Source organism: Mucilaginibacter sp. (assembly GCF_965225845.1).
GTDB lineage: Bacteria > Bacteroidota > Bacteroidia > Sphingobacteriales > Sphingobacteriaceae > Mucilaginibacter.
In genome coordinates this window covers 2,598,688-2,621,286 of record NZ_CBDDBL010000002.1, presented here as the reverse complement: position 1 = coordinate 2,621,286, position 22,599 = coordinate 2,598,688, and the positions used below count along the sequence as shown (strand labels likewise).

Genomic DNA, 22,599 nt, shown 5'->3' with positions numbered 1-22,599 from the left:
AAAAATAATTAGTAATAAAATAACCGTATTTTAAATGAAAAAGGCATTAATAACAGGTATAACAGGCCAGGACGGTGCTTATTTAGCCGAATTACTATTGTCAAAAAATTATGAGGTACACGGTATTAAAAGGCGAAGTTCTTTATTTAACACTGATAGGATAGATCATCTTTATCAGGATCCGCACGAAAAAAATGTTAAATTGAAGTTGCACGGCGGCGATCTGTCTGATTCTACTAATCTAATTCGTATCATTCAACAGGTACAACCAGATGAAATATATAATTTAGGTGCAATGTCGAATGTTAAAGTTAGTTTTGATACTCCTAAATATACAGCCAATGCAGAAGGAATAGGCACACTATGCCTTTTAGAAGCATTAAGGATATTGGGTTTGGAGAAAAAAACTAGGATCTACCAGGCATCAACATCAGAATTATATGGTTCAGTGCAAACAGTACCTCAAACAGAATCAACACCATTTTATCCGCGCTCGCCTTATGCTGTTGCAAAATTATATGCATATTGGATTACTGTTAACTATAGGGAGACTTATGGTATGTTTGCTTGTAATGGTATTTTATTTAATCATGAAAGCCCATTACGTGGCGAAACATTTGTTACCCGCAAAATAACGCTTGCTACCGCTAAAATTGCTATTAGGTTGCATGAGAAATTATATCTGGGTAATTTAGATGCGAAACGAGATTGAGGGCATGCCAAAGATTATGTTGAAGCCATGTTATAGAAAAGAGGTTGTTGCAGTGGACAAAAAATATTTTAGGCCAACTGAGGTTGAATTATTGATAGGCGACCCTACAAAATCAAAAACTAAATTAGGTTGGAACCCAAAATATGATCTTAAGGCTTTAGTAAACGATATGATGACTCCCGATTTGGAGCATTGTAAGAAAGAGAAATTACTTAAAGCATTCGGCTATGTAATTAATAACCAGTTTGAATAATGGGAATGCTTATTTATACACTTAAGGTTGACAGCGTTATTAAAGAGACTATTGATACAACAACTATTTGCTTTAAACAGCCGGGTTTAAAAAAGGTACGGTATAAACCAGGCCAATATCTTACATTAATATTTAGAATTAATGGGCGAAGGTATATTAGGCCATATTCTTTCTCATCAGCTCCTGGTATTGATCCCACGCTTAATATAACGGTTAAACGCGTTCCGGGCGGGGTTGTATCTAACCATATTTTGGACAGAGTAAGTGTTGGAGATATGATAGAGGTTTTGGAGCCTATGGGAGACTTTATTTTAGACAGATTTGCAGACAATGTAAGTAAAAAGTATGTTGTTTTATGGGGTAGTGGTAGTGGAATAACTCCTTTAATGTCAATAGCAAAATTTGCTTTAAACTCTTCTAAATATGAACATGTTACACTTGTTTATGGTAACAGAACTTTTGAAACAACAATTTTTTCGGAGCAAATAAAGCAATTACAACAATTACATAAAGAAAGATTTTCTGTTTGGCATTTTTATACTCAAGCAGTGATCGACGACAGTAATCCTTATATAATTAAAGGGCGTATTGAGGCTACAAAAGTTTTAAATATAATGCAAGCCGAAAGTGATTTTAAAAATGCAAATCACTACATATGCGGGCCGGTTGGCTTAAAAGACTCTGTTAAGCATGAACTAGCGAAATTAGGCATAGCAAGTGAAAATATTTTGGCTGAAGATTTTGAAGTTACCCGAGACCCTAAAGCCTTTGAAGAAATATTTACACAAAATGTAATTTTAAAAACAGGTGATAAGGAGTTAGAAATTGAAGTTGCTAAAGGGAAAAGTATTTTAGAAGCTGGTATTGATGCTATGATCGATTTGTCTTATTCTTGTCAAACTGGAAATTGCCTATTATGTAAGGCAGTGCTATTAAATGGAAAAGTGAAAACTATTGGAGTTGAAAATCTGCCGGATGATTTACAGTCAAACGAATGTCTTTTATGCTGTAGTTTTCCACTCACCGCTAATGTGAAATTATTAGTAAAAAATTAATATAAAAATGAAAGTAGTGTTACTTGCCGGAGGGCTTGGTACAAGGTTAATGGAAGAAACCGAAGCTAGACCGAAGCCTATGGTTGAAATTGGTGGCAAACCGATTTTATGGCATATTATGAAAATATATGAAACGTACGGTTATAATGATTTTGTGCTTTGCCTTGGTTATAAAGCACAGTCTATAAAAGAATATTTCTTAAATTATTATCTCTACAATTCTGATGTAACCATTGAAATGGAGAAAAATAAGGTAGATGTACACTTCTCTAATTCGGAATCCTTTAAAGTTACTTTAATTGATACCGGTTTAACCACTAACACTGCTGGCAGGATTAAAAGAATCCAAAAATATGTTAACGGTGAAACGTTTATGCTTACTTATGGCGATGGTGTAGCCGATATTAATATAAATGAATTAGTTGAGTTTCATAAGGCACATGGTAAATTAGCAACACTTACAACTATACAAACACCTGGTAGGTTTGGTAATATTGAGATGGATCATGACGGTAGCGTTGAGCACTTTGTTGAAAAACCTCAGGGCGATGGTATGTGGATTAATGGTGGTTTCTTTGTTTTAGAACCCGGCATTTTTAAATATTTGGAAGGGGATATGGATGATGTGCAATGGGAAAAAAAGCCGTTAAAAGAGATTGCCGAAGACGGACAGCTATCGGCATATAAACATAATGGCTTTTGGAAGCCTATGGATGCTTTAAGAGATAGGATTGAACTTGAACAACTATGGAGCAGTGGTAATGCTAAATGGAAAATTTGGTAATATGTTAAACGAACTTAAGGATATATACCAAGGGAAAAAAGTTTTCCTAACAGGCCATACTGGTTTTAAAGGGTCATGGATGCTAAAGATATTAACATTATTTGGGGCAGAAGTAAAAGGCTATGCTTTGGCACCTAATACTAAAGATGATCTTTTTTATTCAATTAAGGGAGATGAAATATGCGATTCAGTAATTGCTGATTTGCGTGATTATGAAACCTTAAATAATGCATTGTTTGATTTTCAACCTGATTATGTTTTTCATTTGGCAGCTCAACCATTGGTAAGGTTATCTTACCATATTCCAGCCGAAACATTTGCCGTAAATGCAATAGGTACTGCATATTTACTTGATGCTATAAGAAAATTAAAAAAACCTTGTGTAAGTGTTTTTATTACCACAGACAAAGTTTATCATAATAATGAATGGTTATATCCTTATCGGGAAACTGATAGGTTAGGTGGATATGATCCATACAGTGCCAGTAAAGCATGCGCAGAATTGGTGATTGATTCATATAAAAACTCCTTTTTTAACCTAACAAAGTACAACGAACATAAACAAGCCATAGCAATTGGCCGTGCCGGTAATGTAATTGGCGGTGGTGACTGGTCAAAAGATAGATTAATACCGGATATAGCCCGTTCATTAGGTAAAGGCGAAAAAATAATTATACGTAATCCATCTTCCGTTCGCCCGTGGCAGCATGTTTTAGAGCCATTAGCCGGTTATTTATTATTAGGCACAAAACTAACTGCTAACCCAAATAAGTTTACCCAAGCCTACAACTTTGGCCCACATGCCGAAGATGCTCTAACCGTTAAACACATGGTTGAATTAGCAATTGATGCCTGGACAGAAGGCAGTTATGATGTTATACAAATCGATAATCAGCCGCATGAAGCAGGTTTGCTTAAATTAGATATTAGCAAGGCCATAAACGAATTAGGTTGGAAACCAAAATTTAATGCGAGTAAAGCTGTAAAATTTACTATAGAATGGTATAAGAAATTTTATGATGACAATAAAAGTATAAGCAACTTTACCGAAGCTCAAATAATATCTTTCTTTAATGCATAGCATAAATTAATTAATGGATCAGTTACAAGAAGATTTAGATCATATTTTACTTTACACCAAACCGCTGTGGGATGTAATAAAAGGTAAAACCATATTTGTAACTGGAGGTACAGGTTTTTTTGGTAAATGGATTTTACAAAGTTTTAATTACATAAACAATGTTCTTAGCCTTAATAACAAATTAATTGTTTTAACCAGAAACTCAGAATTATTTTTATTAAAAAATCCACAATTTAAAGCAATGAATAATGTGGATTTTATAAATGGCGATGTACGAAATTTTGATTTTCCTTCCGATCCAATAGATTATATTATACATGCAGCAACTGAAGCAAGTGTAAGCCTTAATATAACGCAACCGATGCTAATGTATGATACCATTGTTGAAGGAACAAAAAGAATACTTGAATTAGGAAGAGTTAAAAACGTAAAAGGAATATTGCACACAAGTTCAGGTGCTGTATATGGTATACAGCCTGCTAATATTACTAATATCACTGAAGAATTTACCGGAGCCCCAAATATTTATGCAGTAAATGCTGCATATGGCGAAGGAAAACGTGTGGCTGAAATGCTGGCTATAATGTATGAGCAAAAGTTTCAGTTAAAGTCAAAAATTGCCAGATGTTATGCATTTATCGGGCCGTATTTACCATTAGATGGGACATTTGCAGCTGGTAATTTTGTGAAATGTGTTTTAGATAAAAAAAATATAGTTGTTAACGGAGATGGTACACCTTACCGTTCCTATCTTTATTCATCAGATTTAACGATATGGTTATGGACAATTTTATTTAAAGCTCCATCATCTCGGGCTTATAATGTTGGTTCTGATAAATATTTAACAATAAAAGATTTAGCTAATTTAGTAGCAGATTTTAACACAAATAAAGATGTTATTATTACAGTACCTACTACAAAAAATAGTGAGGTGCAATGGTACGTTCCCTCAATAGAACGGGCAAAAAAGGAATTAGGGTTATCTGTTAATATTTCTTTAAAAGAAGCAATACAAAAAACAATCAAATATTACAGCTCTGTAGATAATTAAAAATGTTTTTTTTTAAATCAATTGTGAAATATTTATTTAGAAGCATGACATAGGAATAAGGGCGTATAATGTTTAATGGTATAATCCAATAATATGGTATATTTGATTATATATTTAGTATGAAATTAAGAATAAGTAAAAAATTATAAAACTAACAGAAAATAATAATTCATATTCAAAAAAATGCTTTTAATGTCCTAGATTATAGTTGACATATATACCAAAAATTGTTTGTCAAACAATAAAATTTATTAATGTAATATTAAATGAAAATAAGTGACTACATAGCCGATTTTTTGGCCGAAAAGGAAATTAAGCATGTATTTGGAATCATAGGTGCAGGCAACGCACATATTTTTGATTCTATTTACAAAAAAGGATATACCGAAGTTATTTGTGTACATCATGAACAAGCCGCGTGTATGGCTATGCAAACTTATTACCGCACTTGTGGTAAAGTAACCGCCGTTATTTTAACTACAGGTGCCGGCTCAACTAATGGCGTTACTGGAGTTGTAAGCGCATGGGCCGACTCCATTCCCGGGTTAATTATTTCTGGAAATGAAAATTCAAAATTCGTTGATTTTCATAAGGATCTACGTATGTGGGGCGTGCAAGGATATAATAGTGCTTTAATGGTAGATAACGTAACCAAGTATTCATCTATGGTCATGGCTCCGGAAAATACCAAAATTGAACTCGAAAAAGCTTATGCTATAACTACCAATGACAGGCCGGGCCCATGCTGGGTTGATATACCTATGAACATCCAGTCTGCTGTAATAGCTGACGAAAAATTATTGCCATTTACAGGGCTTGATTCAGATGTCTTAAATAAACAAGAAAAAGAATTGCCTGTACTTATTAAAAATATAGCTGAAAAATTATATAAAGCTAAACGCCCTGTTTTTTGGTTGGGCCACGGTATAAGATTGGCAGGTGCCTATGATTTAATTACAAGCCTTATTGAAAAATACAATGTTCCTTCATTGGTTACCTGGGCAGGTATAGATATGGTTGATTCTTATCACCCTTTAATTTACGGCAGGGCAGGCACATATGGGCAGCGTTGTGCTAATTTTGTTGTGCAAAATTGTGACTTATTAGTTTGCATAGGTACAAGAATGGCAATATCTCAAATAGGATATGAAATAAATGAACTGGCTCGAGATGCTGAAATTGCAGTGGTTGATATTGATGCTGATGAATTAAAAAAATATGCTGAAAGATATAGCTATAGTATACATGCTGATGCAAAAGATTTTATCACCGGCTTATTAAACAATGTTAATGTTAATTTAGGTGCTGAACATAACGAATGGGTACAACAATGTAATAAATACAGAAGTGATTATCCATGGGTTAATGAAACTGATCATCCCGATAAGGATGGATTTATTAACTCATACAAATTTATGGATAAATTAAATGAGCATTTAAAATCCGACCAGCATATTACTACTGATATGGGTACTGCTTTATTATCAGGCCACCAAGTTCTAAAAATAAAAAATGGACAGCGATTGATGACATCAACAGGTTTAGGTGAAATGGGCTATGGGCTTCCGGCAGCAGTAGGTGTTTCTGTAGCACGCAATAAAGGAGAGGTAATGTGTTTAAACTGCGATGGAGGCATGATGATGAATTTGCAAGAATTACAAACAATGGTTCATTATAAATTACCCATAAAATTATTCATATTTAATAACGATGGTTATTTAATGATTAAACATACCCAATCGGCATTGTTTAATGGCAGGCGCTCGGGAGTTGATGAAAAATCAGGTGTTTCATGCCCTGATTTTAGTGCATTAGCAACCGCATTTAAAATACCTGCATTTCAAATTCGAACCTGGGATGACTTTGATGAAATCATACCACAGGTACAGGCAATTAATGGCCCGGTGATTTGTGAGGTTTTTATGCACCCTTATCAATTATTTGTTCCTAAATTATCATTGTCGATACAAAAAGACGGAACGTTAATTTCACCACCTTTAGAAGATCTTTCTCCATTTTTACCAAGAAATGAATTGAAAAACAATATGATTTCCGGCTTACATGCCAAATCAGAAATGATGGAGGTTTAATATTAAAAAATGAAAAAAATAAGAGTCGCAATATTAGGCAGTGGAAATATTGGTACAGATTTGCTGATTAAAGTTCAACGGTCTGAGTTTTTAGAATGTGTGTTGTTTATTGGTCGCAATTTATCATCCCCAGGTATGGCTAAGGCTATAGCAATGGGAATAAAAGTATCTGATGAAAGTATCCAGGCAATTGAAAAAAAACCTGATGATATTGATTTGGTTTTTGATGCTACATCAGCTAAAGACGCAAAAAAACATTGGGAAATATTAGAAAAGTTAGGGAAAATTGTTGTAGACATGACTCCCGCTAAGTTGGGTAGCCTTTGTATACCTGCAGTAAATTTAGAGGAAGCAGTTAAACAGCGCAATGTAAATATGATTACCTGCGGTGGGCAGGCTTCAATCCCAATAGCTTATGTAATTGGTAAAACCCAAAGTAATGTTGAATACATCGAAGTAGTATCAAGCATAGCATCCAGAAGTGCAGGACCCGCAACCAGGCTTAATTTAGATGAATATGTTGATACAACTGAAATGGGATTAAGCATATTTTCAAAAGCGAAAAGAACTAAAGCTATTTTGAACTTAAACCCCGCAGACCCATGCATAGATATGCAAACCACAATTTTTGCACAGGTGAGTAATCCGGATATGGAATTATTAAAAAAAGAAATTGATATTATGATCGAAGCAATTCGTGAATACGTTCCGGGTTATAGTTTATTAGTTTCACCAATTTATGAAAATGATAGAATTGTAATTATGGTAAAAGCCCAAGGTTTGGGCGATTATTTACCCAAGTATGCAGGTAATTTAGATATTATTAACTGCGCAGCTATAGCTGTGGCTGAACAATATTCAAAAGTTCTGAATAATATCAACTAAGCCAGGTTATGATAAAACATATATTAGTAAGCGACCCAACCCTGCGTGACGGGAGTCATGCTGTAGCTCATCAGATCACCGCACAGCAAATTGCTTTATATGCAGAGGCAGCCGATAAGGCTGGAGTGCCTATAGTAGAAGTTGGACATGGGAATGGCTTGGGAGCATCATCAATGCAAGTTGGGTTAAGTTTAGAAGATGACGTAACTATGCTTGAAACAGCCCGCAAGTATCTTGCCAAAAGTAAATTAGGTATACATGTAATACCAGGATTTGCAACTATAAAACGCGACTTGACAAGGGCAATAGATATTGGTGTTGATGTAATACGTATAGCATCACACTGTACCGAGGCCGATATTACACAACGACACTTAGGTTTTGTACGTGAGCGTGGTAAAGAAGCATATGGGGTATTAATGATGAGCCATATGGCATCTGCCGCAATATTGGTTGAAGAAGCTCAAAAAATGGAATTATATGGTGCCGAAGGTATTATAATAATGGATTCTGCAGGAGCATATCTTCCATCTGATGTTGTTGAAAAAATCACAGCTTTAGTTGATGGCTTAAAGGTACCTGTGGGCTTTCATGCCCATAATAATTTAGGTATGGCAACAGCAAATTCAATTGCAGCTATAGAATCGGGCGCTAAAATACTTGATGGTACAGCCCGTGGGTTTGGCGCAGGTGCAGGCAATGCGCAGCTTGAAGTATTGGTTGCTGTTTTAGAACGAATGGGCTTTTTTACAGGGATAGATTTATATAAAATGCTGGATGCCTCAGATATTGCAGATAAAATGGTTATACCAACTATTCCTGTAATAAAATCTGAAAGTATTATAAGCGGACTATCAGGTGTTTTTTCAGGTTTCGCCAAACATGTCACCCGCATATCTAAAGAATATAACGTTGATCAGCGCGACGTATATCGCGAATTAGGTAAAAGAAAAGTTGTTGGCGGGCAAGAAGATATTATTATTGAAGTTGTAATGGACTTAGTTAGAAATAAAAAATAATGGCTGACGCATCACATAATATTATACTTGAAGATTGTGCAAAATCTTGTATTGAGCCGGAATTATTTTCTGCATTGGAAAATAAAACAATACTTATAACTGGGGGTACTGGCTTTATTGGTAAATGGCTGACCGAAATGGTAGCGTATATTAATCACACCAAAGGCTACAATATTAAATTGTATTTATTGGCCCGAGATATAAAAAAATTTAAAAATGAAATGCCTCAATTAGCTGAAAAAACTTTTATAAGTTATATTGAGCAGGACATAAGAAACTTACATGATTTACCGGCTGACGTTAATTATATTATTCATGCTGCCGGTTCTCCAGACAATCGTGATCATGTGTCTCAACCAGCACGCACTGTTGAAACTTTTTACAAAGGTACACAAACTGTACTTGATGCAGCATCTCGATTGCCCGAGTTATATAAATTTGTACATATTAGCTCGCACCAGATTTATGGAAAAAATGATTCTGAAATTTTAATTAATGAGAAATTTTGTGGTAAAGTTGAACCCAATGGTATCAATAATATTTATGCTGAGGCAAAAAGGATTACTGAAACACTTTGTGCTATATATAGAAACCAATTTAAACTTCCTATTTTAATAATTAGGCCATTTGCCTTTATTGGCCCATATCATGATTTGGAGAAACCCTGGGCTATAAACAATTTTATTCGTGATGGTATATTAGGCGGCCCAATTAGAATTATTGGTAATTCATCTACTGTGCGAAGTTATTTATATGCCAGTGATATGTCTTATTGGCTATTAAAAGCATTAATAAAAGGTAATGTTGGAGAAAATTATAACATTGGGAGTAATGAGGCTATTTCATTAAATGACCTTGCCTTAAAGGTTAAACATTCACTTAACAATAATATTGAAATCTTATCTAAATCATCAAAAGAAACTTATGCCAATTTATCTAAGATAGTGGCAGATACATCAAAAATTGTCAAGGATTTAGATGTTCGTGAAACCTATACCATAGGTGATGCTATTAACAGAACAATAGTTTGGAATCAACTAAACCGAAAATAAAAATATATATCATATACATATGACTTTAAAAAATATAAGTAGCCCCGAAATTGAAAAAAGCCTCAGGGAAATTGCAAAGCAAAAAACAACACAAATAATTATTCCGGGAAAAAACTATATTCCGGTAACTGGTAAAGTTTTAGATGAGGATGATGTAATGCTTGGTATTGATGCAACCTTGGATGCATGGCTTACAGCAGGTAGGTTTGCAAATCAGTTTGAGGCAGAATTTGCAAAATATTTTAATGTACCTAAGGCGTTATTAGTTAATTCGGGCTCTTCGGCTAATCTTGTAGCTTTTTATGCTTTAACATCACCTAAATTAGGTGACAGACAAATACTTCCGGGCGATGAGGTTATCACTGTTGCGGCGGGGTTTCCTACAACTGTAAACCCAATGGTTCAATATGGTTGTATACCTGTTTTTGTTGATGTAGACATTGCTACACACAATGTAAAGACTGAAGACATTGAAGCCGCAGTTTCGCCAAAAACTAAAGCAATAATGATTGCACATTCATTAGGTAACCCATTTGATTTAGATGAGGTAATGCGTGTGGCAAAAAAATATAATTTATGGGTTGTTGAGGATGATTGTGATTCATTAGGTGCTACATATCGTGGTAAAAAAACAGGCACATACGGCGATATTGCTACCTTCTCATTTTACCCGGCACACCATATAACTATGGGCGAGGGTGGTGCGGTAATTATTAATAACCCTAAATTGGCAAAATTAGCAGAGAGTTTTCGTGATTGGGGCCGTGATTGTTACTGCGAACCCGGAAAAGATAACACCTGCGGTTGCCGTTTTTCACAGCAATTAGGCTCATTACCTTATGGCTATGATCATAAATACACTTATTCGCATATTGGATTTAACTTAAAGGTTACCGATATGCAGGCTGCTTTTGGTGTATCACAATTAAAGAAAGTTGACTATTTTGTACAACGTCGTCGAGAAAATTATAAAGCGCTGTATGAACGTATGAAAGAGTTTGAGGATATATTTATACTTCCTGAGCCTACTCCTAATAGTGATCCATCATGGTTTGGGTTTTTATTAACCTTGCGTGAGGGTGATGCTGCTGACAGGCATATGCTGGTTCAACATCTCGAAGAAAAGAAAATTGGCACAAGATTATTATTTGCGGGTAACCTATTACGCCAACCGGCATACAATAATATAGCACACCGTACTATTGGCGATTTACCTAATACAGATATTATTATGAATCAGTCATTTTGGTTGGGTGTTTGGCCTGGATTAAATGAAAGCCATTATGATTATATGGCCGGAGTGATTAAAGAATATATTAAATAATGTTAAGCAATATAAAGAAATTATCAAGTAAATTTGGTATAGATCAGGCCATTGCTTTTACAATACTAACAAGAATAATACAAGCTTCAGGCAGTTTAATATCAATTATATTTATTGCTAAGTTTTTATCACCAAATGAACAAGGTTATTACTATACATTTGCAAGTATAATTGCAATACAAGTTTTTTTTGAGTTAGGTTTAAGTGGTATAATTACACAATATACCGCTCATGAATTTGCCCATTTAAGTTGGAATAATTACGATGTTGAAGGCGATGATTATTATAAATCAAGATTATCGTCATTATTAAGATTTTGTGTTAAGTGGTTTGGCATAATTAGTATTGTGCTTTTTTTTGCATTAATAATTATTGGTTTTTATTTCTTTTCTACTTTTAACACGGTTGCTAATATTGACTGGAAAACACCTTGGGTTATTTTATGCCTTGCAACGTCATTAAACTTATTTATAGATCCATTATTAGCTTATTTTGACGGGCTTGGCGAAGTAAAAGACATGGCCAAAGTACGGTTAGTGCAAAAAACCATTAACTCCTTATTACTATTTTTATTTCTTGTTTTAGGATTTAAATTGTACTCAAGCGCAATAGCCGGTTTAATATCTATAATTATTAATTACATTCAAATAATATTTTCAAAACGAATTAAAGCTTTAAAAGCTATATGGCTTTTAAAAGGCGAATGGGTTGTTAATTATATAAAGGAGATATTTCCATTTCAATGGCGCATCGCGTTAAGTTGGATAAGTGGATATTTAATATTCCAATTATTTAATCCTGTGTTATTTGCTTATGAGGGACCCAAGGTTGCAGGCCAGATGGGTATGACTTTACAAGTAATTAATGGTATAAGCACTTTATCAATGAGTTGGATAACAACAAAAATTCCGGCTTTTTCTAGCTTCATAGCAAAACATGAATATATGCAGTTAGATAAATTATTTAACAAAACCCTTAAAAATGTGATTTTTGTTAATTTATGTTTATTAATATTTTTAAACATATTGATAGAAGTATTAAAGGTTTTTCATATATCTTATTATACCCGGTTTCTTCCATTGTTACCAACCATTATAATTTCATTAACATGCTTTGCAAACCAGCTTGTTTTTTCGTGGGCCACTTATTTACGTTGTCATAAAAAAGAACCCTTTTTAGTACAATCAATTGTAGCCGCAGTAATTATGTGTGCATCAATATTTTATTTAGGCAAAATGTATGGTTTAATGGGCGTAGTAAGTGGTTATGGAATCTTAATTATTGTATTTTGCTTACCTTGGGCATATCAAATATTTACCAGTAAAAAAACCTTGTGGCATAGTAACGTATGAAATTAACAATTGCAATACCAACATATAATAGGCCAAATCAGCTAAAAAATACTTTAGAAAGATTATTGCCTCAACTAACCACAGATTGTTTTTTATTAATAATAGATAATTGCTCAACTCAAGTATTAAGCGAAGAAGTTAAATACATTTTTTTAAATTATCCGGCTATTGAATATTCAATTATTAGAAACAGGATAAATATTGGCGGCGATTCTAATATAATGCGTTGTTTTGAATATTGTGAAACGCAATGGTTATGGACATTAGGAGATGATGATTTAATTACAGAAGATGCCGTAGATATAATTTTAAATGATATCGATAAATATTCGGATGCTGTAAACATTAATTATTACTGCCCGCACCCATATCATCCGGTAAGAAATGAAACTATACATAGTTTAGGAAAAAGCGAATTTATTAAAAATATCGATTCTTTTGGTGCTTCTATTTTCATTTCTGTTAATATTTATAATATGAAATTAATAACCGGATATGCAAGCGCTAACCACAACACTTATTCATGTGCTTCACAATGGCTAATTATAATTCAATCGCTAAATTCAAATAGTATAACAATCAGTTCATCAAAAATAATTTGTAAAAACGGCTTTGAAGGTGAAAGTAAATTTAATAGTTTAAATTTATCCATTGCCAGGGGTATGGCAACTTTATTTGATTTACCATTGTCAAAAAACGACAAAAATATTTTAATTGAAAAAATAAAAACAATTACATACAAATGGAATACGTTAGAGGGAATTGTTAAAAGTTTATTAGTTGAATATTATATATCAGGAAAGACTATAGATATTAAATTCCTATACAGACGAATTTATAATTCCATGTATAAAAACTATGGAATTAATACAAAAATAAGGCATGCTATTTATAACACAATGCTAAGTATTTCACCTAAATTATGTTATATAATTATTAGAAAATTTTATTTAATGACGAGAGGAATTGATCTTAATAATTTTATATGAGATTTTTTAGTCTAATTATCGCAACAATAAATAGAGTAGAACCTCTTGAACATTTATTAATTAGTTTAATAAACCAAAGTTTTAAAGATTTTGATGTTATTATTGTAGATCAAAATTTAGATAATAGGCTTGATCCTGTTTTAGTTAAATTTAACTTATTAAACATTACCCATTTAAAATCTGAAAAAGGTTTATCAAAGGCACGAAATTTAGGGATATTAAATTCAAAAAGCAACTTTGTTGTATACCCCGATGATGACTGCTGGTATGAACCTGATTTGTTACTGCAAATTTATAAGCAGATAACCGAAAATAATTTAGATGGTATCACCTGTGTGGCCAGAGACGAAAATAAAAACTTGACATTAATACCCTTTATAAATTATGAATGTTTCGTAACTAAAAATAAAGTTTGGCTTCAGGCTATATCTTTTACAATCTTCGTAAAACGTTATGATGATATAATTTTTGATGAAGATTTAGGCTTAGGTACGAATACGAAATATATAGCATGTGAGGAAACCGATTATTTATTAAAAATATTAAAGGAAAAGCACGCTAAAATCAAATTTTCCCCTTCACTTTTTGTATATCATCCTAAACCATTATTAGAAGAAGTACCAACCTGGAAAATTTATGGTTACAGCTTAGCCATTGGATTGATGCATAAAAGATATGAATATTCAATATATAAAAAAGTTAAATTAATATTACGCCCATTTTCCGGAATGATATTAATGTGTTTGATTTTCAAACCCGGGAAGGCGAAGTTTTATTGGTACTCGGTTAAAGGACGTTTAATTGGTATGCTGAGTTAATTACTTTAATACATAATTTACTCAATTAATGAAATTTTTTTATAAATTATTTGTCTTTCTTATTGTTGTTTTTTTAGTTGCTTTTCCTAAAGGCGGCTTTAAGGTAGGCGATATTCCAATAACCTGGGGGTATATTCTTATTATTTTAGTTGGTATAATATCGGCATTTTCTATTAAAAAAATAAATTATTTTACTAAAAGCAGATATAAAGTGCTTGCGCTGTGTCTTCCGTTTATTTTATATGCAATTATCATATTATTATTAAGTGAAGTACCAAATAAAGGGGTTTTGTTTTCCTTTATTTTAGGAGTTTTTATATTTCCGTTATTATTTTTATACCTGTTAGGTAAAGATATTGATGATCCTAAATTTAATGATTCCTTTTTACCGATATTTAAAAATAGCATCCGATTTATAGCATTCTTTGGAATCGCACTTTTTATTTATAAAATAAAAACCGGTAATGATATTGAAATTCCTTATTTAACAGTAAATTTTTCTGATGTAGGTTCCCTCGATGATAAATATAATCTGCGTGGTGATTTATCGAAACTGATTTCTACGTATAATAATGGTAATATTTATGGTATATGTATGCTTATACTATTACCCATATATCTCAATATTGAAAAATCATTGACATTGAAAATTGTTTTTTTTCTTTCAATGATTCTAACATTATCAAGAACAGTATGGGTAGGATTGTTATTATATTTAATATTATATGTTATATCCCAAATAAAAACAGCGAAAAGCTGGGGCTTGTTAATATTTACTTTACTAATTGTTTATGGTGGCGGAAATCTTTTTTTAAATTTTATTGGTAAGGATACCAATTTTTTGTTTGACAGCCAGCTTGGCGGCAGGGCAGACCAACTTAACGTATTGGATAATTTAACATTTTTTGGTGATTTTAATTTTGATACAATAACAGAAATAGTTTATACCTCAATTTTGAAACACTTTGGCTTATTGGGCCTTCTCTTGTTTATCTTATACTTAATGTCACCTATAATATATTATTACAGGTTAAAAATTTCTAACAAAGACAATGGCTCTTTTGTAAGTATACATTGGAGCATAATAATATATGCATTAATCTGTTTTTCTGATGGCGCAATTTTACTAATACCAGTAATGGCATTTTTTTGGTTTGTATCAAGCTATATGTTTAAACAGTACACCCAAATAAAATAATTTTATGAAATTAAAACTTACCCTGGATGCGCGACTTGTAAATAGCTCAGGTATAGGTGTTTATTTGCAAAATATTATTGGTGCTGAGTTAAATAATAGTTTTGACCTTGAACTGCTTTGCCATATTAGAGACGATGCTTTTTTTAATACTGATATAGTAAAAAAGCATTATGATGCCGGATTATATTCGTTAAAAGAATTATTTCAAACCTCGTCATACACAAAAAACACTGATATTTTTTGGTCTCCTCATTATAATGTTCCTCTTTTAAATTATGCAAAAAAAATAAAAATAGTTACAATACATGATGTATATCATTTGGCTTATTTTAATACATTAAGTATTAAGCAAAAGCTTTATGTAAAGCTTGTTATGAATAGGGCGGTAAATAATGCCGATATTATTTTTACTGTTTCAAATTTTTCTAAAAACCAAATATTAAAATATTTTAACTGCGACCCGAAAAAAATAAAAGTAGTATATAATGGTATTGATTTTGAATTGTTTAATAATGTGAATAAGAATGTTATAGTTAATGATGTTTTAAATAAATACAATATTCAGCCTAACTATATATTGTTTGTAGGTAATGTTAAACCACACAAAAATCTTAAAACGGCATTATTAGGATTTAAAAGATATTTGACTGAGTTTACTGAAGATACTAATCTTAAATTTATTATTATAGGGAAAAAAGAAGGCTTTATTACCGGTGATGCAACGATATTTGAGTTATTAAAAGACCCAATATTAAGTAAAAGCGTAATTTTTACTGGGTGGGTAGACAATAAGGATCTGCCCGTAATATATCAAAATGCAAGTTGTTTTTTATTTCCATCTTATTATGAAGGATTTGGTTTCCCTCCTTTAGAATCAATGGCAGCAGGCGTTCCTGTTTTAAGTTCTAACGCATCATGTTTAACAGAAATTTATGGAAATGCAGCATATTATTTTAATCCTTTTGATGAAAAAGCTATAGCTGTTGGGTTAAACACAGTTTTAACAGACGAAAAAATTAAGAATGAGCTTGTTGAAGCAGGCTATGTGCAAGCGCAGAAATATACCTGGAATACTTGTGTGAACGAAATAATTAAATACATAAATGAAGGAACATAATTTAAACACATTATCATTAGAAGGTTTAGGAATAAATAGTAAAAAAAGAGTTTTATGGATTGATTATGCAAAATTTATAGGAATCTTTTTAGTTGTTTTTGGCCATCAGGCATTGCCGGATACATGGGGCGGAACAGTGTTTGCCTTTCATATGCCACTGTTTTTTTTTATCTCGGGTTTCCTTTTTTCATTCAAAAAATATAATAAATATTCAGTTTTTTTTAAAAAGAGAATTATTCAGTTAATCGTTCCTTACTTTATATTTAACGTAATAACCTATATATTTTGGTTATTTATTGGCCGTAAATTTGGAGCGGATTCAACAAGAGTTATTTCTATATATACACCTGTAATAGGTATTTTTTATGGTAACGGTATCAAGGATTATTTAGTGCACGGTATTGCATTATGGTTTTTACCTTGTTTGTTCGTGACCGAAAATATTTTTTTTATGGTTTTTAAAAATAAAACTGTTAAAACTAAGTGGTTCTTATTAGCTTGTATAGCCCTGTTAGGTTATTTAGATTATAAGTATAATCCTATTAGGTTACCCTGGAGCTTTGATGTTGCTGTTGTAGCTACTACTATTTATGGCGTAGGTAATTTAACTAAAGATATTATTAATAAACTCATGAACTTAAAAACATTGGTTTTAGCTTTCGTATTTGTGATTAGTACACTTTTATTATTATATATAGCTTCAATAAACTTAGTTGTAAATATGAACAATAATAATTACGGAAATTATTTACTCTTTTTACTTGGTGCATTTTCAGGAGTCATATCAGTATTTAGTTTAAGCAGGATATTGGAAATTTCTTTTGGTAAAGTGAATTTTGTTGAATACATAGCTCAAAATACATTAGTAATTATTGCATTTCAATTTATTGCAATGAGCTCTATAAAAGGGTTTATGTATTATTGTTTAAAATACCCGTTAAGTATACTAGATGGGAACGTATTATTAGGATTTGCAATAACTATCTCAGTTATAATTATTCTTGTTCCTGTAATGTATTTAAGTAATAAATATTTACCAATAATGGTTGGTAAGGATAAGAAATATATAATATGAAAATTGCTATCGTTCAGGACGAATTAGTGCGTAAAGGTGGTGCAGAACAAGTTGTACTTAGTTTTCATGCCGCGTTTCCCGAAGCGCCGATATATACATTGAGTTATAACGCTGAAAGCACTTATCCGGAATTTAAAGAATGTGTAATTAAAACCTCGTGGTTTGGTAAAATAATAAAATCTGATATTAATTTAAAAAGATTCTTTTTTCCGTTTGGGATTATAGCCATGAGACAATTAAAAATAACTGATTACGACGTAGTTTTACAATCAACCACTCATTGTGCTAAATATACAAAAATCGACGATAATGCATTAGTTTTAACTTATTGCCATACACCATTTAGGTTAGCCTGGAATGCTGATTCTTATGACTCAGTTTTAAAAGCCAGTGGTATTAAAAAAACGATTTTAAATTCTGTTATTAAATATCTGAGATTTATTGATAAAAAAGGTGCTGAAAGAACCAACTGGTTCATTACTAATGCAACAGAGGTAGTTCAACGTATAAAAGATGTTTATCACCCATCTAATGCCATCAAAGTTATAAACCCGCCTGTAAAATGTTCTAATTTTTATATAAGTGATGTAAATAAAGAGTATTATTTAGTAGTAAGCCGGTTTGAACCCTATAAATTAGTTGATCTTGTCGTGAAAACTTTTAATAATATGCCAAATAAAAAGCTGTTGATTGTAGGTAAAGGATCAATGGAAAATGAATTAAAAGCATTAGCCGGAAATAATATAGAATTTAAAAGTAATTTAGATTCAGCGGAACTTTCCAAAATATATTCAGAATGCAGGGCGCTAATTTTTCCGCAACTTGAAGATTACGGGATCACTCCATTAGAAGCTAATGCATCAGGAAGGCCTGTTATAGCGTATGGCATAGGAGGAATAAATGATACTATGATACCATTTAAAGATTCTGGTGAAAAATCAACGGCATTGTTTTTTAACGAACAAACATTGAATTGTTTGACTGAAGCAATAAACAAGTTTGAGAATATTTCGTTTGATCCTGTATTTGTTAGACAACATGCAGAAAAATTTGACGAATCAGTATTTGTTGAAAAAATAAAGAAATTTGTTTGTGATAAATATGAAAATCGAATAATAAACAGGCCATCGGGGCATGGTCGGTTCGGCCATTTTTCGTAAGCTGAAACAAGAAAGGTTTACCAATTTTGTTACACGTACGTCTGCCGAGCTCGATTTACGTAACCAACAACAAGTATCAGATTTTTTCGCAGAAGAAAAACCTGATTATGTATTTTTAGCAGCCGCTAAAGTTGGGGGTATTATAGCTAACAATACTTATCGTGCTGATTTTTTGTACGATAATTTGCAGATACAAAATAATGTTATCCATAGCGCTTACGTAAACGGGGTTAAAAAACTGATGTTTTTGGGTTCGAGCTGTATCTACCCAAAAATGGCTCCTCAACCTTTAAAAGAAGAATATTTATTGACTGGTACTTTGGAACCAACCAACGAGCCTTACGCCATAGCCAAAATCGCCGGCATTAAAATGTGCGATGCTTATCGCGATCAATATGGCTGTAACTATATATCGGTGATGCCAACAAATTTATATGGCTTAAACGATAACTATCACCCGCAAAACTCGCATGTATTGCCTGCGTTAATTCGTCGCTTCCATGAAGCAAAAGAGCAAAATGCAGCCGAAGTGATTATTTGGGGAACAGGGTCGCCAAAACGTGAATTTTTGTTTGCTGATGATTTGGCAGAAGCATGCTATTACCTGATGCAAAACTACAATGAACCTGGTTTAGTTAATATTGGTACCGGCGAAGATATTTCAATAAAAAACTTGGCATTACTTATTAAACAAATAATAGGTTTTACCGGTGAAATAAAATTCGATACCTCAAAGCCTGATGGTACACCAAGAAAGCTTATGGATGTAACTAAGCTTACAAATGCCGGTTGGAAGTATCAAACTACATTGGAGCAAGGGATAGCTTTGGCTTACCAGGATTTTTTGAATAAAGGTGTATTAATTTCAGAAAGGTGACCAATAATGGTACTAAATAGTAAATGAATGGTAATTACATTACTATTTTGAATCAATTAATGCCTGAAAATGGAATTAAAATGGAAGCAAATGGTAGTTAAATGATACTAAATTATAGTTTCAGAGTTGTACAATACTATATTTGTCGTGAATTTTAGGATTGTGATTAAGGATACTTTCTTGACATCTTGAACAGTTTTATAACTAAATGAAAAAAATTCTCATTACTGGTGGCGCCGGCTTTATAGGCTCACACGTTGTGCGCAGGTTTGTAACGCAACATCCAGATTATTTAATAGTAAATGTTGATGCGCTTACCTATGCAGGTAACCTGGAGAACCTTGAAGATATAGAAAATGCGAAAAATTATGTTTTTGAAAAGGCTGATATAAAGGATAGTGCTCGGATTACCGAGATATTTGATAAATATGAGATTACAGATATAGTGCATTTGGCCGCGGAATCACACGTGGACAGATCGATACTAAGCCCGATGGATTTTGTGTATACCAATGTTATCGGCACGGTTACGCTGCTTGATATTGCCAAAAATAAATGGAAAGGCGATTATGAAAATCACCTGTTCTACCATATATCAACAGATGAAGTGTATGGCGCTTTAGGCGAAACCGGTTTATTTACCGAAGAAACTAAATATGATCCGCATTCGCCATATAGCGCAAGTAAGGCTGCCTCAGATCATTTCGTGCGTGCTTATTACGATACTTATGGCTTGCAGGTAGTGGTATCAAACTGCTCAAATAACTACGGGCCGAATCATTTTCCCGAGAAACTGATCCCTCTTTCTATCAATAATATTATCAACAACAAACCTTTACCGGTTTATGGCGATGGTAAATACACCCGCGACTGGTTGTATGTTATTGACCATGCCATTGCTATAGACCTGATATTCCACAAAGGGAAAAAAGGTGATACTTACAACATTGGCGGCTTTAATGAATGGCAAAATATAAACCTTGTGCATTTGTTATGTAAACAAATGGATGAAAAACTAGGTAGGCCCGAAGGTACCAGTGAAAAGCTGATCACTTTTGTAAAAGACCGTCCTGGGCATGATTTACGATATGCCATTGATGCCAGCAAAATCAATAAAGAATTAGGCTGGTCGCCATCAGTTACCTTTGAGCAGGGCTTATCGGCGACTATAGATTGGTTTTTAGCCAACAAAACCTGGCTGGATAACGTTACGAGTGGTTCGTATGCCAAGTATTACGATAATCAATATGAAAATCGCTAATTAATATTGGCGTAACCAAATTATAAATGACAATTACCCCAACTCCCTTAGCAGGCTGTGTAGTATTAACACCACGCGTATTTAACGATGATCGTGGATATTTTTTTGAATCATTTAATCAATTAACGTTTGATAATGCTATAGGTTATAAGGTGAATTTTGTGCAGGATAACCAATCATTTTCAACAAAAGGTGTTTTAAGAGGGCTGCACTTGCAAAAAGGCGATTATGCTCAATCAAAATTGGTTAGAGTAATCCAAGGTGAAGTACAGGACATTGCGGTTGATTTAAGGAAAAATTCTCCTACTTACGGCCAATATTTTTCAGTTATACTATCAGCACAAAATAATCAGCAATTGTTTATCCCTAAAGGATTTGGACATGCATTTTTGGTATTGAGCCCAAGCGCGGTTTTTCAATATAAATGCGATAATTACTATAATAAAGCGTCAGAAGGCGGTTTGCACTATGCGGATCCGTCTATTAACATAAAATGGGAACTTAATGAAAGCGAACATCTCGTTTCTGACAAAGATAAAGAACTTCCATTTTTAAAAGATGCAGGTGATTTTGGATTTTAATTAATGGAAAATATCATTGTATTTGGCGGGGCCGGACAATTAGGACAATGCCTGAAAAAAGTTGCATCAGACCGAAATATCCACAACGTTCATTTTTTGTCTTCTACCGAAGGCGATATCCTTATCGGGGAGGCTATAAAGAACGTATTCGATCATTATAAACCCACTTTCGTAATCAATTGCGCTGCCTATACTGCCGTTGATAAAGCCGAGGATGAAGTAGAGACGGCCCGTAAAATAAACAAAACAGGTGCGGAGAATTTAGCCATGGCTTGCAAAGCGAGCAGCTCAACTTTAATTCACATTTCAACTGATTTTGTTTTTAAAGGCGATGTAGCTGATCCGCTTACAGAAAGTGACCCTACCGGTCCGACAGGCGTTTATGGTTTCACCAAGTTAGAGGGCGAACAAGGAATTGCACAGCTATTAAATGAGCATATCATTATCCGTACTAGCTGGTTATACTCCGAGTACGGAAATAACTTTGCCAAAACTATGCTGAAGCTTGCTGCCGATCGCGACCTTCTTAAAATTATTGCAGATCAGGTTGGTACACCAACGTATGCCATTGATCTGGCAGGAGCGATCTTTGATATTATCGCTTCGGAAAATATAGCGTTTGGTATTTACCATTACAGTAATGAGGGTGTAGCATCATGGTATGATTTTGCCAAAGGAATATTTGATTTAGCAGGAACCACTATTAAGGTACTGCCTATAAGCACAGCGGAATATCCAACAAAAGCAACCCGCCCGCCGTATTCTGTGCTGGATAAAACAAAGATTAAACATACATTTGGGATTGAGATACCTTACTGGCGGGATAGTTTGTCAGTTTGTATTAATAAGCTCAAAAACTAATACC

At 33.2% G+C, this 22,599-nt stretch carries 20 protein-coding genes and 1 pseudogene; all 21 read left to right on the top strand.

Going from position 1 to position 22,599, the window contains the following annotated elements; all coding sequences use genetic code 11:
* Window positions 1–34: 34 nt before the first annotated feature.
* Window positions 35–965, top strand: a pseudogene (gene gmd, locus ACYZ0U_RS15965) (GDP-mannose 4,6-dehydratase).
* Complete coding sequence (locus ACYZ0U_RS15960) at window positions 965–2,020, top strand: FAD-binding oxidoreductase (protein WP_461453540.1); 1,056 nt, start codon at window positions 965–967, stop codon at window positions 2,018–2,020. Before gmd ends, ACYZ0U_RS15960 begins: the two are co-directional and overlap by 1 nt.
* A 7-nt stretch (window positions 2,021–2,027) precedes the next feature.
* A complete protein-coding gene (gene rfbF / locus ACYZ0U_RS15955) occupies window positions 2,028–2,804 on the top strand; it encodes a glucose-1-phosphate cytidylyltransferase (protein ID WP_461453539.1) in 777 nt (258 codons plus the stop codon).
* 1 nt (window position 2,805) lies between these two features.
* Window positions 2,806–3,885, top strand: coding sequence for a CDP-glucose 4,6-dehydratase (gene rfbG / locus ACYZ0U_RS15950; RefSeq protein WP_461453538.1), 1,080 nt, complete (start codon window positions 2,806–2,808; stop codon window positions 3,883–3,885).
* 13 nt (window positions 3,886–3,898) lie between these two features.
* On the top strand, window positions 3,899–4,936 hold the full coding sequence (locus ACYZ0U_RS15945; protein WP_461453537.1) for an NAD-dependent epimerase/dehydratase family protein: 1,038 nt from the start codon (window positions 3,899–3,901) through the stop codon (window positions 4,934–4,936).
* Window positions 4,937–5,202: 266 nt separating this feature from the next.
* Window positions 5,203–7,026, top strand: coding sequence for a thiamine pyrophosphate-binding protein (locus tag ACYZ0U_RS15940; protein ID WP_461453536.1), 1,824 nt, complete (start codon window positions 5,203–5,205; stop codon window positions 7,024–7,026).
* Between the two features lie 9 nt (window positions 7,027–7,035).
* The gene (locus ACYZ0U_RS15935) at window positions 7,036–7,911 is read left to right on the top strand and encodes an acetaldehyde dehydrogenase (acetylating) (RefSeq protein ID WP_461453535.1); all 876 of its coding nucleotides are present in this window, start codon (window positions 7,036–7,038) and stop codon (window positions 7,909–7,911) included.
* Between the two features lie 8 nt (window positions 7,912–7,919).
* Window positions 7,920–8,930 (top strand): 4-hydroxy-2-oxovalerate aldolase, encoded by a 1,011-nt coding sequence (gene dmpG, locus ACYZ0U_RS15930; protein WP_461453534.1) that lies wholly within the window; start codon window positions 7,920–7,922, stop codon window positions 8,928–8,930.
* Window positions 8,930–9,982, top strand: a complete 1,053-nt coding sequence (locus tag ACYZ0U_RS15925; RefSeq protein ID WP_461453533.1) for an NAD-dependent epimerase/dehydratase family protein — start codon at window positions 8,930–8,932, stop codon at window positions 9,980–9,982. The genes dmpG and ACYZ0U_RS15925 overlap by 1 nt, the downstream gene beginning before the upstream one ends.
* A gap of 19 nt (window positions 9,983–10,001) precedes the next feature.
* On the top strand, window positions 10,002–11,306 hold the full coding sequence (gene rfbH / locus ACYZ0U_RS15920) for a lipopolysaccharide biosynthesis protein RfbH (RefSeq protein ID WP_461453532.1): 1,305 nt from the start codon (window positions 10,002–10,004) through the stop codon (window positions 11,304–11,306).
* On the top strand, window positions 11,306–12,658 hold the full coding sequence (locus ACYZ0U_RS15915; protein WP_461453531.1) for a lipopolysaccharide biosynthesis protein: 1,353 nt from the start codon (window positions 11,306–11,308) through the stop codon (window positions 12,656–12,658). Before rfbH ends, ACYZ0U_RS15915 begins: the two co-directional genes overlap by 1 nt.
* Window positions 12,655–13,647: a glycosyltransferase family 2 protein gene (locus ACYZ0U_RS15910; RefSeq protein ID WP_461453530.1), complete on the top strand. Its 993-nt coding sequence runs from the start codon at window positions 12,655–12,657 to the stop codon at window positions 13,645–13,647. The genes ACYZ0U_RS15915 and ACYZ0U_RS15910 overlap by 4 nt, the downstream gene beginning before the upstream one ends.
* The gene (locus tag ACYZ0U_RS15905) at window positions 13,644–14,465 is read left to right on the top strand and encodes a glycosyltransferase family 2 protein (RefSeq protein ID WP_461453529.1); all 822 of its coding nucleotides are present in this window, start codon (window positions 13,644–13,646) and stop codon (window positions 14,463–14,465) included. The genes ACYZ0U_RS15910 and ACYZ0U_RS15905 overlap by 4 nt, the downstream gene beginning before the upstream one ends.
* Window positions 14,466–14,493: 28 nt before the next feature.
* On the top strand, window positions 14,494–15,663 hold the full coding sequence (locus tag ACYZ0U_RS15900; protein ID WP_461453528.1) for a hypothetical protein: 1,170 nt from the start codon (window positions 14,494–14,496) through the stop codon (window positions 15,661–15,663).
* 4 nt (window positions 15,664–15,667) lie between these two features.
* Window positions 15,668–16,780, top strand: coding sequence for a glycosyltransferase family 4 protein (locus ACYZ0U_RS15895; RefSeq protein ID WP_461453527.1), 1,113 nt, complete (start codon window positions 15,668–15,670; stop codon window positions 16,778–16,780).
* Window positions 16,767–17,855: an acyltransferase family protein gene (locus ACYZ0U_RS15890; RefSeq protein WP_461453526.1), complete on the top strand. Its 1,089-nt coding sequence runs from the start codon at window positions 16,767–16,769 to the stop codon at window positions 17,853–17,855. The genes ACYZ0U_RS15895 and ACYZ0U_RS15890 overlap by 14 nt, the downstream gene beginning before the upstream one ends.
* Complete coding sequence (locus ACYZ0U_RS15885; RefSeq protein ID WP_461453525.1) at window positions 17,852–19,015, top strand: glycosyltransferase; 1,164 nt, start codon at window positions 17,852–17,854, stop codon at window positions 19,013–19,015. The genes ACYZ0U_RS15890 and ACYZ0U_RS15885 overlap by 4 nt, the downstream gene beginning before the upstream one ends.
* Entirely contained in the window at window positions 18,990–19,892 is a 903-nt protein-coding gene (locus ACYZ0U_RS15880) for a GDP-L-fucose synthase family protein (protein WP_461453524.1), read from the top strand. The genes ACYZ0U_RS15885 and ACYZ0U_RS15880 overlap by 26 nt, the downstream gene beginning before the upstream one ends.
* Before the next feature lie 208 nt (window positions 19,893–20,100).
* Window positions 20,101–21,153 (top strand): dTDP-glucose 4,6-dehydratase, encoded by a 1,053-nt coding sequence (gene rfbB, locus ACYZ0U_RS15875; protein ID WP_461453523.1) that lies wholly within the window; start codon window positions 20,101–20,103, stop codon window positions 21,151–21,153.
* 26 nt (window positions 21,154–21,179) lie between these two features.
* The gene (rfbC, locus tag ACYZ0U_RS15870) at window positions 21,180–21,734 is read left to right on the top strand and encodes a dTDP-4-dehydrorhamnose 3,5-epimerase (RefSeq protein WP_461453522.1); all 555 of its coding nucleotides are present in this window, start codon (window positions 21,180–21,182) and stop codon (window positions 21,732–21,734) included.
* Window positions 21,735–21,737: 3 nt separating this feature from the next.
* Window positions 21,738–22,595, top strand: coding sequence for a dTDP-4-dehydrorhamnose reductase (gene rfbD / locus ACYZ0U_RS15865; protein ID WP_461453521.1), 858 nt, complete (start codon window positions 21,738–21,740; stop codon window positions 22,593–22,595).
* The last annotated feature ends 4 nt before the right edge of the window (window positions 22,596–22,599 follow it).